Raw genomic sequence first — 12,629 nt, forward strand, 5'->3', positions numbered from 1 at the left:
ATCACCGTTGACCCGGCCACGATTGTCGCGTTTCGAGACGCTGGCGCCGGTGCGTGTCATGTACTCGCAAGGCCTATGCCGGGCGGGCCGGTTTGGTTCCTGCACGCGAAGAAACGTGGTTTCCAAATTGTTTATCAACTTTGCCTAGGGTCAATGGCGAATCTGGCTTTATCCTGTGCCAGCTCAGGACTCCCCGCTGTCCCGAAACGAGGCGATTTTGACCCCCGCATTGCCGCAAGCCTCCGACATCCTGGCCGCCCTCGGCCAGGCCGTGTTCGCCTGGGACATCGCCAGCGATGTCATCGTCTGGGGTGAGCAGGTCAGCGCCATCTTTCCCGGGATTCCCGCCGAACGGCTGGCCACCGGCGCCGAATTCGCCAGGCTGATCGAGCCCGCGCAATCACAGCGAACCGCCGCGCTGGCGCAGACCTCAGCCGTGCATGGCGCCGACGGCACGCCCTACCGGGTCGAGTACGGCGTGCGCATGAGCGCCGCCGATCCCATGGTCTGGATCGAGGAGAACGGCCGCTGGTTCGCCGGCCCCGACGGCCGCCCGGTGCGTGCGATCGGCTCCGTCCGCATCAACAATGAACGCCACGCCCGCGACGAGGAACTGACGAAGCTGGCCCGGCTCGATCCGCTGACCGGCGAGCTCAATCGCTCGCATCTGATAGCCGCGCTGGCCGAGGCCATCGAGGAGACGACCCGTTTCCGCTCGACCGCGGCCTTCATGCTGGTCGGCATCGATCATCTCGCGCGTGTCAACGAGGCCTTCGGCTTCGACGTTGCCGACGCCGTGATCCTCGACGTCGCCACGCGCATTCGCGCGCGCTTGCGCGGTGGCGACGTGCTCGGCCGCTTCTCCGGCAACAAGTTCGGGCTGATCCTGAAGAACTGCACCGTCGACGACATGAACGTCGCCGCCGAGCGCTTCCTCGTCGGCATCCGCGATGAGGTGGTGCCGACCAAATCCGGCCCGGTGTCGGTCACCGCCTCGATCGGCGCGGTCAGCGTGCCGCGCTATGCCCGCAACACCGATGAAGCCGTCAATCGCGCCCATGAGACCCTGGACACCGCGAAACAACGTCGCGTCGGCTCGTTCGCCGCCTGGCGCCCGGATGCCGCGCGCGACGCCCAGCGCCGCGTCAACATCCGCGTCACCGACGAGATCGTCACCGCGCTGAACGAGCGCCGCATCAAGCTGGCCTATGAGCCGGTGGTTGCTGCTCTCTCGCGCGAGTGCGCTTTTCACGAATGCCTGGTGCGGATGGACCAGGGCGACGGCCAGGTGCTGCTCGCGCCCGACATCGTGCCGGTCGCGGAAAGGCTCGGCCTGATCCGCCTGGTCGATCACCGCGTGCTCGAGCTCGTGGTCGCCGAGCTCGCGGCCGCGCCCGACATCTGCCTCAGCCTCAACATCTCGCCGGACACCACCATGGATCCGGATTGGTGGGCCGGAATCGAATCGCTGATGCGGGCCCATCCCGGCGTCGCCGAGCGGCTGATCGTCGAGATCACCGAAACCGTCGCGATCCAGGACATCGACGACGTGCGCGGCTTCGTCACGCGGCTGAAGAATTTCGGCAGCCGCATCGCCATCGACGATTTCGGTGCCGGCTACACCTCGTTCCGCAATCTGCGCAAGCTCGGCGTCGACATCGTCAAGATCGACGGCGCGTTCGTGCAGAACATCACTCGTTCCGCCGACGACCGGGCCTTCGTGCAGACCCTGATCGACCTCGCCCGCCGCCTCGACATCAAGACGGTGGCCGAATGGGTGCAGGACGAAGAAGCTGCGAACATGCTGCGCGACTGGGGCTGCGACTACATTCAGGGCCGCCTGATCGGGCTCGCCTCAGCCGACCGCCCCTGGGGCGCGCCGCCGCCGGACAGCGCGTTGCCCGCAGCAGGTTAGGGGTCAATCTGAGCCGGATCCCTACGCCACCCGCAGTACTGCGTTAAGGCCCTCGATAACTCGCACGACCTCCGCGGCCGGGGAGGGCTTGCCGAAATAATATCCCTGTACGGCGGTGCAGCCGCATTCGCGGACGAAGTCGAGTTGTTCAATCGTCTCCACGCCTTCTGCCGTGGTCTCGACGTTGAGCACCGAGCCGAGGCTGGCGATGGTGCGGACGATCGCCATACTCTCAGGGCTTTCGCCGAGCGTGCCGACGAAGGAGCGGTCGATCTTGATGCGGTCGAACGGAAACTTGCGCAAATAGCTCAGCGAAGAATAGCCGACGCCGAAATCGTCGAGGCTGACGCGCACCCCCAACGCACGGAGCTGGTGCAGGATCTCGATCGTCGCTTCGCTGTCGTCGAGCAGTGCCGTCTCGGTGAGCTCGAGCTCGAGCCGATGCGGCGGCAATCCGGCCTCCGCAAGCGCGCTCGTCACCATCGTCACCAGCCCGCGCGAGCGGAATTGCACCGGCGACAGGTTCACGGCGACGGTGAGATCGGGCCAGGTCGCGGCGGTCGCGCAGGCCGTGCGCAGCACCCATTCTCCGATCGGAACGATCAGCCCGTTCTCTTCCGCAATCGGAATGAATTCGGCCGGCGAGACGAGTCCACGCGAGGGATGTTTCCAGCGCAGCAGCGCCTCGAAGCCGGTAAGTTCGGTGGTATCGAGCCGCACCTGCGGCTGGAACGCCAGGTGGAATTCACGGGCCTCCAGCGCGCCGCGCAGATCGCGCTCCAGCGCGTGCCGGCTGCGAGCCTCTTCCTCCATTTCGGGCTCGAACATCCGATAGGCGCCGCGCCCTTTGGCCTTGGCCTGGTAAAGCGCGAGGTCGGCGCATTTCATCAACTCGTCGGCATCGAGCCCGTGATCGGGCGCGATTGCGATGCCGACGGAGACGCCGACATGGATCGACTGGTTCTCCAGCGGCGGCGGGTGACCGATGATCCCGACCAGGCGGCGTGCGAGCCTTTCTGCCGATTGCGGCTGCGGTCCGCGCTGGAGAACCGCGAAGTCGTCGCCACCGAGCCGCGCGACGGTGTCGTGCTCGCCGATATTCTCCTGCAGCCGCGCCGCGACCCAGCGCAACAGCCGGTCGCCGGCCGCGTGGCCGAGGCGGTCGTTGACGGTCTTGAAATTGTCGAGGTCGAAGCACAGCACGGCCATCGCGCCGCCGGCGACCGCGACCTGGTTAAGCGCCTCGCCCATTTTTTCGCGGAATAGCGTGCGATTGGGCAGGTCGGTGAGCGAATCGTGCCGCGCCATGTGCGCCACGCGGGCCTGGGCCTTGTGGCGTTCGGTGACGTCCTCATAGGTGACGACCCAGCCGCCATGCTCCATCCGCTTGTGATTGAGCTTGATGATGCGGCCGTCGCTCAAATAGCGGTGCAGCGTGTGCTCGCCCTCGCGCAGCCTCTCGACATAGTCGGCATAGAGCCACGCGGCGGTGGTGTTTGGATGGATGCCGAGCTCGCAGCTGTGCTCCATGATCTCACGCATCGACACACCCGGCTTCACCAATTCGGGTGACAGTCCGTACATCTCGATATAGCGCCGATTGCAGACGATGACACGCAAGTCCGAATCGAGCATGCACAGGCCCTGGCTCATGTTGTTCAGGGCCGCGTCGAAGCGCCGATACTGCTCGCTCAGCTCTTCGACTGCGTGCTCGCGTTCGGTGATGTCCTCGTAGGTGGCCACAAAACCACCCTCGGCCAGGGCGCAATAGCGCACCGAGATCGTAGTGTCGTTCGACATCCGCCGGCGCATCGGCGAGGAGTTGCGGTCCGCAATTCTTGCGCTGGCGGCTTCCAGGAGTTGTTGCGGACTATACTCGGACGAGAACGCGCCGTTTGCCATCGAGCGTTCGATCAGTTCGCCGAGATGCGTGCCTGGCTTGGCTTCCTCCGGCGAGAGCCGATAGATCTTCCGGTAGGTGGTGTTGCAGACGCGCAGGCGCATGTCGCTGTCGTAGAAGGCGAGCCCGTGCGCCATGTTTTCCAGCGCCGCATCGAGCATGAAATTCTGCTGCCTCAGCATCTCCTCGTATTGCAGCCGCTCGGTGACGTCTTCGTGCACCGTCACCCAGCCGCCGTCGGGCAGAAAACGGGAAACCACCTGCACCATCCGTCCGTCATAGCGCATCACCAGCAAGGTTTTCGTCTTCCTGGTGCGCACGTCCTCCAGCCTGGTGTCGTGGAATTCCTCACCCGGCATGCCCGGCAGGTTGCCGCGCGACATCCAATGCTCGATGACCGTACCATGCGAGACGCCCGGCTTCACGATGTCCGGGTCGAGATTGTAGAGCTTCAGGAAGCGATCGTTGCAGACGACGACGCGGCTGTCGGCGTCGTACATGATCAACCCGTGCGACATGTTGGCGAGCGCGTGCCGGCTGCGCTCGGTCTGCACGCGCAGCTCCGCCTCGACCCGGGCGAGGCGGCTGATGTCGTCGCAGATCGTCATCCAGCCGCCGCCGGGGAGGGGCTTCAGCTCGAGCGCCATGACGAGGCCGCTCGCGAGCGTCTGTTGAGTCCGGAACGGCTGGCCGGCTGCGATCCGCGCCATGCGCGCGGCATAGAGTGCGTCGACTTCCCCCGCGGGGATGTTGCCGAGGGCCACGCTGTGGGCGAGCACGTCACGGTAGCTCGTGCCGACCCGCACCTTCTCGGCCGACATGTTGAACAGGCTGAGATAGCGCTGATTGACCAGCACGATCCGGTTGGCGGCATCGTAGACGCAGACGCCTTGCTCCATGTGGTCGAGCGCAAGCTGGCTCAGCCCGACCAGGGCCTTCGGACCCTGCTCGCGGCGTGCATCAATCTCGTTGTTTCGGATCGACGTCATGGGGCGGCGGGGTCTCGGCGCGCAATAGACCTAACGCAAGGTAATTCAGCCGCCGAGGCTAGCGAAGAGGCAGGAAAATTCCCTTAAGCGCCGTAGTTTACGGAGGGTGACCGGCGATGCAGGGATGCTGCCAATGTAGAGGGCATGCGAGGCGGCCTACGGCCCGTACAGCACGAGTTCCGTATCGGTGAGATCGGCGAGTTGCGGCCGGTGCGGGCCCTTGAAATATTTGCGGCCGCGACGCTCGGTGTAGATGCCGACGAGGCCGGGAACCGGGCCGTTGGAATCGACGGCGACCGCGATCTTGCCGAGCCGCAGCAGCAGCCGGCCGATGCGGCCCGCGCATTCGGTGTATTCGGCCGCGTTGCGGCAGTAGATCAGCTTCATCGCGGGCGGCGCAATGATGCCACGGCGGATGCGCACCGGTTGCAGGATGAAGGGGAACGCTCCCTTCGGCGTGCGGCAGACGAGGCTGAGGCAATTGTAGCGCGCGTGCCGCGTCAAGAGTTCGGTCTCGGCATCGGAAAGCCCGTCGATCGTCTTGGCGTGCTGCGAGATGACTTCGATCGTGCTCCAGCGTGGGACGCGTGCCAGCGCAGGCACAGAGAAGAATATACCCCTGCAATAGGCGCGAAAGCCCTGCGTCTCGATGATCGGCCAGGTCCACGGCGCCGGGCTGATGTTGAGATAGGTGACGTCCTTGTGCCGCTGCGCGATCTTGGTCAGGAGCGGGGCGTAGTTGCGGTAGGCCGGATCGACGTACCAGCTCGACAAATTGCACTGGATGGCGGTCTCATCGTCGTCCCTCCGCGCCGTGTAGATCAGCAGCAGCACGCCGACCGGCGTACCGCCATTGTCGAGCATGTAGCCGAAGCGCGGGTAGCCATCCGGTACCGGCCGGAAGGCTTGCCGGCGCAGGCCCTGGATCCAGTAGCTGCGCGAGCGGCCGACGAAGCCGCGCGTCAGCAAGTCGGCGACCGCATCGACGTCGGACTCGGTGATCTCGCGGCATCGGACCTTGGTATGGATCACGCTCGTCTTTCCCGTGGAAATGAAGCCTCGTTCCGTTAGCGCCAGCCTTCGCCGTGGGCATCGGCCGCGATTTGCGGCTGCAGGCCCATGATCTCCCGCACCTTGGCGGGCCAGGCGGAAGGGTCGGTGCCGTGGGTGTGGAACATGGCGACGGCCAGGCGGTCCATGCCGAAAGCGACGCAGCCGGTGTGGGCCGGCTCGCCATTGGCGTCCTTGATGTCCCAGGTCGTGCCGAAATGCTCGCGGTGATAATTGAAGCTCATGCAAGCGGTCGGCTGCTCTTCCGAGCGCAGCGGGATCAGCAGTTCGAACTTGAGCTGCTGCTGCTTCTGGCTGACCGCCTTCATCTGACCGACGCGGCCGAAGAACGGATCGCTCGCGTAATCGACGCGGAAGGTGAGACCGAGATCGGTAGCAATCGCCTGCGCCCGCACCATCCAGCGCTCGCGGAAATCGGCGACGTCATCGGGGCTGCCGATGCAGACATATTCCCGCATCCGGAACGATTGCAGCCGGTCGAGATGTTTTGACGGTTCACGGCGGAAGCAGTCGGCGGCGACGTCGAAGCGCAGGCCGCCCTTCGGCAACTGGCCGCGGCTCGCCGCGATCGGATAGACGGGATAGCAGGCCGCCGGCGACAGCACGAGGTCTGCCGGCGAGAGCGAGCTGGTCCAGTCGCCGCCGGCATCGAAGCGGCTGACCGCGGCGTTGATCTCGCGCTCGGTGCCGTGCAGGCCGCAGACGCAACCGAGTAGGTTCGGAAAGCTCTTGAGGTAGCCGGATTTTTCCAGCTGAGACCGGCTCATCACCGGCGGGAAGCGCATCACTTCAGTGCCGGCCTCGCGATGGCTCGTGATCAGCGCGGCGAGCTTTTCGACGATGCCCTCGTAAAGCGCGGTGCGGGCATAGACGCCGTCCGAGCCCATGGGATGGAACAGCTTCTCGGCGAGATGATCCAGCGGATCCACGATCTGCGGCGCGGTCTCAGGCGAGTTGGGGAGAACAACAATGTTCATGTTCGGCTTCCTGCTATCTGAAATTATTCTTATTGAACGAAGGCACGTCGGTCTCGAAAGCTCGTCAGTCCCGAAGGCTTGTCGGCACGCCGCTCATCAGGGTCGATGTTGCGGCATTGGCCAGAATGCGGTCGTTGTTGATCATGATCGGCGACGACAGCACGTCGCGCAGGTGGCGGCCCATGGTAAACTCACCGTCGTTGCGGTAGCCGGAAAGGCCAGCGGTGCGCATCGCATGCATCACGGTCTCGACCGCGAGCTCCGAGGCCTGCACCTTCAGAAGCGTGATCGAAGACTGGAAGTCGAGCGAGCCGAGCGCGCGTTCGTCGTGCTCGGCGCGAGCAAAGGCGTCGATATTGGCCGATATCAGCGCCCGCAGCTTGGCCAGCGACATCTTGGCGGCGGTGAAATGCGCGGCTGCCGGGGGCATCTGACCGCCTGAGGTGCGGGCCGCCTTGCGGACGAAAGCCTGCGCGCGGGTGACTGCGGCTGCAGCGATACCAGCCCAGGCCGAGGACCAGCACAGATGCGCGAACGGCGTCATGGTCTGGGCGTGGATCTTGTCGTAGGATTCCGGGAAGACGCGGTCGGTCGGGCAGTCGACCTTCAGCTCGAAACCGGTCGAGCAGGTGCCGCGCATGCCGAGCGTTTCCCAGCCCAGCGTCCGCTTCAGCGAATAATCGTCCCTGGCGAGCGCCAGCAGCACCTGGTCGGACGCAGACGCGTTGGTGGCGCGGCGGGCGATGGTGACGAGGCCGTCGGCCTCGGCACCGTAGGAGATCACGGTGGCGTCGCGCAGCAGCGAGACGGTATCGCCGGCGACGTCGACGGCGGCGGCGCTGGCGCGGATGTTGCCGCCGTTCTGGCCTTCGGTGGTGGAGGAGGCGAGCAGCCACTGGTCGCGCGCGACCCGGCGCATCATGGTTTCCATCCAGGGGATGCCGTGGCCGTGCCTGACGATGCAGGCGACTTTTGTCGTGTGCATGGCGTAGATCATCGCGGTGGAGGCGCAGGCGCGTCCGAGCGTGTAGCAGACGTCGGTGACGTCATGGATCGAGGCACCGAAGCCGCCGAACTCGGCCGGGATCATGACGCCGAGCAGCTTTTGCTCACGCGCGACCTCGAAAGCCTTGTGCGGGAAGCGGGCATCGCGATCGACCCCGTCTGCGTCGGCTGCCGCCACGGTGGCGGTCCGGGCGGCGCGCTCGACGAGGGACGGACCCTGCTCGAGAAAGCTCGTCTGCGCCTCGTCGACAGTGAGGACTGCTTCACGCACGTTCATACTCGTCCGCCTCCGGTTTGCCGTTCAGGATCGCCGGCATCATTCGCGATGCCGCTTGAGCGATCCTTCGACCATCTTTGCTTATGAGATGAGGCTACGGATTTAATTCAAATTCGTCGATGAAATAGAGGGTAAACAAAGCCCAATTCCGAACGAACAGTTAAGTTCGGGTTGTTTGCATCGTCCGGATTCCCGCGATCGCGTTAGGGATCTGTAAGAAGCCGGAAATCCAGACAATCTGAGTCATCGTTTACTAAGAAACGCGAAGTAATGGTGGCGTCCATTGCAGGATCGGCCCGCCGTGCCCATCGTAGCGGGCAACCGGTCCGACCTATGTCGACAGATGGGAATTTACCGATGCAGGCTTTCGATACCGAATTGCGCAATCGCATCATCAAGCTGGTGAAGGGCATCCTCGCCCAGAACTCGCTCTCCACCGAGGTCACGCCGCAGGCCAAGCTCGTCGACGTCGGCCTGACCTCGATGGACATGGTCAATCTGATGCTCGGCGTCGAAGCCGAGTTCGACTTCACGATTCCCCAGTCCGAGATCACACCGGAGAACTTCCAGTCCGTCGAGACGCTGGAGCGCATGGTCGCGACCCAGCTGCAGTCGGCGGTCGCGGCATAATCGAGATTTCCGGCGTCGTCCCGGCCTAGTGCGCAATTGCGCACTAGGCCGGGACGACACCGAATGTGTGGCGAGCGCTTTCCGCTCGTCTCGGCATCGGTACCCACACCCCGTTCCAAAACCGACGTAAAACTGGCATAGCTTCTCCACGGGATTGCGAAGGCGCGAACGGGGTGGAGCAGGCATGACGCAGGCGGTATTGGGCATCATCGGCGGCTCCGGCATCTACGATTTGCCGGGGCTGGAGGACGCTCGCGAAGAGGTGATCAAGAGCCCCTGGGGTGAGCCGTCGGCGCCGCTGCGGCGCGGCTCCATTGCCGGCCTCCCGATCGTGTTCCTGCCGCGCCATGACAAGGGCCACCGGCTGTCGCCCTCCGACATCAACTATCGCGCCAATATCGACGTCCTCAAGCGTGCCGGGGTCACCGATCTGATCTCGCTGTCGGCCTGCGGCTCGTTCAGGGAGGAACTGCCGCCGGGAACCTTCGTTCTTGTCGACCAGTTCGTCGATCGTACCCACAAACGCGAGAGCTCGTTCTTCGGGAGGGGATGCGTCGCGCATGTGTCGATGGCGCACCCGGTCTCGCCGCGGCTGCGCATCCATCTTGCCACGGCGGCCGAAGCCGAGGGCATCGCGTTTGCGCGCGGCGGCACCTATGTCTGCATGGAGGGACCGCAGTTCTCGACCTATGCGGAAAGCATGACCTACAAGACGCTGGGCTATTCCGTGATCGGCATGACCAACATGCCCGAGGCGAAACTCGCGCGCGAGGCCGAGCTTTGCTACGCCACCGTCGCGATGGTAACGGATTTCGATTGCTGGCATCCCGATCACGACGCCGTCACCGTGCAGGACATCATCCGCGTTCTGAGCTCGAATGCCGACAAGGCAAAAGCGCTGGTGGCGCGGCTGGCGAAAGACTTCCCGCGCGAGCATGAGCCGTGCCCGATCGGCTCGGACCGCGCGCTCGATACCGCGCTGATCACCGCGCCCGAGGCGCGCGATCCCGAGCTCTTGAAGAAGCTCGATGCGGTGGCAGGGCGCATCCTGCGGACGTGATACGAAAGGCAGAATGCCATGAAGGTCGACGGCAAACATTTCCGCAGCATCTGGCGTGAGCGCGACGGCTGGTCGGTCGGCGCGATCGACCAGCGCCGGCTGCCGCATGAGTTCATCGTTGCGAAGCTGACCTCATGCGAGGACGCGGCCCTCGCCATCCGCGACATGCTGGTGCGCGGTGCGCCGCTGATCGGCGCGACCGCGGCTTACGGCATGGCGCTGGCGATGCGCGAGGACGCCTCCGACGCCGGCCTGAGGCGTGCCTACGACACGCTCGTGGTGGCGCGGCCGACGGCGATCAATCTGAAATGGGCGCTGGACGAGATGCGCGCGAGCCTCGCGCCGATCGATCCGCTGGAGCGCGCCGAAGCTGCCTATGCGCGCGCCGACGAGATCGTCGAGCAGGACGTCGAGATCAACCGCGGCATCGCCGGCAACGGCCTGAAACTCATCGAGGCGATCGTCGCAAAGAAGAAGCCGGGCGAGACCGTCAATTTGCTGACCCATTGCAATGCCGGCTGGCTTGCGACCGTCGACTGGGGCACGGCGACGGCGCCGATCTATCTCGCGCATGAGCGCGGCATCAAGATTCATGTCTGGGTCGACGAGACGCGTCCCCGCAACCAGGGCGCCTCGCTCACGGCCTGGGAGCTCGGCCATCACGGCGTGGCGCATACGGTGATTCCCGACAACACCGGCGGTCATCTGATGCAGCACGGCATGGTCGATCTCGCCATCGTCGGCACCGATCGCGTTGCCGCCAATGGCGACGTCTGCAACAAGATCGGCACGTATTTGAAGGCGCTCGCCGCGCACGACAATAACGTGCCGTTCTATGTCGCGCTGCCGTCGCCGACGATCGATTTCGCCGTTGATGATGGCATCCGCGACATCCCGATCGAGCAGCGCAGCGGCACGGAAGTCACCGACATGACCGGCCGCACCGCAGACGGAAGACTTGAGACGGTGCGCATCGTGCCGGAGGGCTCGCCGGTCGCGAATTATGCTTTCGACGTCACCCCGGCGAGGCTCGTCACCGGTCTCATCACCGAGCGCGGCGTGCTGAAGCCTGATCGTGCTTCACTTGCCGCGGCGTTTCCGGAGCGGATCGCCGCCGCGGCGGAGTAGGATGTGTAATCCCTCACCCTGAGGAGCCGCGCTTGCGCGGCGTCTCGAAGGGCGAGGAGCCCCAGTGAGGCCTTCATCCTTCGAGACGCGCGCAAGGGCGCGCTCCTCAGGATGAGGCACAGGCAGCGCGGCTAGCTCAGCTTCAATCCTGTTGCGGCCTCGAGCTCGGCGATCGCCTGGGCGCCGCTGGTCACCTTGATCGTCGTCATGCCCATCTCGCGTGCCGGCTTCAGATTGACGCCGAGATCGTCGAGATAGACGCAATTCTTTGGATCAACCTTCAGCGTTTCGACCATCAGCTGATAGATGCGCGGGTCGGGCTTGCGCAGGCCGATCTTGGCGGACTCGATGACATGGTCGAACAGCACCATCACCTCGGCGACATAGAGTGAACGCCCGGTCATGCTGCCGATCGCATTGGCCGGCAGATTGTTGGTAATGCAGCCGGTCTTGAATTGCGCGTTGATGCGCTTCAGCGCTTCCACCATCTCGGGGCGCAGATCGCCCTGAAGCAGCGGCAACACATCGCGGCCACGCACCTCCGCGCCGAGCGCGAGTGACTCCGTCGCGAACAAATGATCGAACGTGTCGATGTCGACCTCGGCGCGCTCGAACTTGGCCCAGGCATTTTCCAGATGATTGGCGGCATTGGTGCGCCGGATGATGTCGATGGGCAGGCCACGCTCTGTCTCGAACCGCGTGAACGCCTCGAACGGCGAACTCGTCAGCACGCCGCCAAAATCAAAGATCACAGCCTCGATCGTCAAGATCCCGCCCTCGTCAATTCCTTTCCAAGAGCGCTAGCATGCGCTATCGGCAAGGACCAGTCCGAAGCCATCCCACCGCCGTCACCGACCCGATACCAAAGCGTGTTCCCATGAAGAAGCTCGTAACCCTCACTACGGCCGCGCTGCTGCTCGCCACGCCCGCTTATGCCATCGTTGGTGGCGGCACGCCGCAGGCCGATGGCGTCGCGCGCGCCGTCGTCACGATCGTCGGCTCCCGCGGCAATTTCTGTACCGGCACCCTGGTTGCGCCAAAGCTGGTGCTCACCGTTGCCCACTGCGTGCAGCCCGGCGCGGACTACAAGATCGTCGATCGCGGCACCGACGGGCAGCCGCAACTGCTGGATGTCCGCACCGTCGCAATCCATCCGAATTTCAACATGCAGGCGATGCAAGCGCATCGCGCTACCGCCGACCTGGCGCTGCTGCAACTGGAAATTCCACTCAAGGGAAAATCGACGGTGCCCGTCGGTGCGCCGACTATTCCGATCCAGGTCGGCAGCCGCTTCGTCATCGCCGGTATCGGCGTCACCGTGCGTGGCGACGGCAAGAGTGGCGGCGCGACGCGCGTTGCCGGCCTCGTTGCGACGGGGCAGCCCGGCACGCTCCAGATCCGGCTGGTCGACCCCGTAACCAACGGTGTTCGCGACGGAATTGGCGCCTGCACCGGTGATTCCGGCGGTCCCGTGTTCGAGGACAAGCCGACCGGAGCCGTGCTCGTCGGCGTCATCAGCTGGTCCACGGGGCCGAACGGAGCCGCCGGCTGCGGCGGGCTGACCGGTGTCACGCCGCTCACGCTCTATCGCGAGTGGATCTTGCAGACCGCGCGGAGCTGGGGTGCGGCGCTGTGATTTGACCGCGCCCTGATCTATGTCATCTTGAAGCGGAAGCG

10 protein-coding genes are annotated in these 12,629 nt (G+C 64.8%); 5 read left to right on the forward strand and 5 right to left on the reverse strand.

Annotation, left to right across the window (positions count from 1 at the left end):
- The first annotated feature begins 217 nt into the window (after positions 1 to 217).
- Positions 218 to 1,915, forward strand: coding sequence for a bifunctional diguanylate cyclase/phosphodiesterase (locus tag AC0L2F_RS22435; RefSeq protein ID WP_063996462.1), 1,698 nt, complete (start codon positions 218 to 220; stop codon positions 1,913 to 1,915).
- 21 nt (positions 1,916 to 1,936) lie between these two features.
- Here the strand turns inward: AC0L2F_RS22435 and AC0L2F_RS22440 are convergent, their stop codons facing one another.
- From AC0L2F_RS22440 to AC0L2F_RS22455, 4 genes are all read right to left on the reverse strand, one after another.
- Positions 1,937 to 4,804: a PAS-domain containing protein gene (locus tag AC0L2F_RS22440; protein WP_473249878.1), complete on the reverse strand. Its 2,868-nt coding sequence runs from the start codon at positions 4,802 to 4,804 to the stop codon at positions 1,937 to 1,939.
- 156 nt (positions 4,805 to 4,960) lie between these two features.
- Positions 4,961 to 5,836 carry a hypothetical protein gene (locus AC0L2F_RS22445; protein ID WP_007615942.1) on the reverse strand — a complete coding sequence of 292 codons (876 nt, stop codon included), beginning with the start codon at positions 5,834 to 5,836 and terminating at the stop codon, positions 4,961 to 4,963.
- Positions 5,837 to 5,871: 35 nt separating this feature from the next.
- The gene (locus AC0L2F_RS22450) at positions 5,872 to 6,852 is read right to left on the reverse strand and encodes an amino acid--[acyl-carrier-protein] ligase (protein ID WP_007615940.1); all 981 of its coding nucleotides are present in this window, start codon (positions 6,850 to 6,852) and stop codon (positions 5,872 to 5,874) included.
- A 64-nt stretch (positions 6,853 to 6,916) separates the two neighbouring features.
- A complete protein-coding gene (locus AC0L2F_RS22455) occupies positions 6,917 to 8,134 on the reverse strand; it encodes an acyl-CoA dehydrogenase family protein (protein ID WP_473249879.1) in 1,218 nt (405 codons plus the stop codon).
- Between the two features lie 357 nt (positions 8,135 to 8,491).
- Between AC0L2F_RS22455 and AC0L2F_RS22460 the strand changes: the two genes are divergently transcribed.
- The 3 genes from AC0L2F_RS22460 (at position 8,492) to mtnA (ending at position 10,952) form a co-directional block, all read left to right on the forward strand.
- Complete coding sequence (locus tag AC0L2F_RS22460; RefSeq protein WP_007615936.1) at positions 8,492 to 8,764, forward strand: phosphopantetheine-binding protein; 273 nt, start codon at positions 8,492 to 8,494, stop codon at positions 8,762 to 8,764.
- Positions 8,765 to 8,948: 184 nt separating this feature from the next.
- The gene (locus AC0L2F_RS22465) at positions 8,949 to 9,824 is read left to right on the forward strand and encodes an S-methyl-5'-thioadenosine phosphorylase (RefSeq protein ID WP_007615935.1); all 876 of its coding nucleotides are present in this window, start codon (positions 8,949 to 8,951) and stop codon (positions 9,822 to 9,824) included.
- Between the two features lie 18 nt (positions 9,825 to 9,842).
- On the forward strand, positions 9,843 to 10,952 hold the full coding sequence (gene mtnA, locus AC0L2F_RS22470) for an S-methyl-5-thioribose-1-phosphate isomerase (RefSeq protein WP_473249880.1): 1,110 nt from the start codon (positions 9,843 to 9,845) through the stop codon (positions 10,950 to 10,952).
- Positions 10,953 to 11,083: 131 nt separating this feature from the next.
- Here mtnA and AC0L2F_RS22475 read toward each other — a convergent pair whose 3' ends face one another.
- A complete protein-coding gene (locus AC0L2F_RS22475) occupies positions 11,084 to 11,719 on the reverse strand; it encodes an HAD-IA family hydrolase (RefSeq protein WP_473249881.1) in 636 nt (211 codons plus the stop codon).
- Positions 11,720 to 11,829: 110 nt separating this feature from the next.
- On the opposite strand from AC0L2F_RS22475, the gene AC0L2F_RS22480 reads away from it, so the two are divergent.
- On the forward strand, positions 11,830 to 12,588 hold the full coding sequence (locus AC0L2F_RS22480; RefSeq protein WP_473249882.1) for a S1 family peptidase: 759 nt from the start codon (positions 11,830 to 11,832) through the stop codon (positions 12,586 to 12,588).
- Positions 12,589 to 12,629: the final 41 nt, after the last annotated feature.

The sequence above is a fragment of the Bradyrhizobium sp. Ken64 genome, assembly GCF_055807555.1.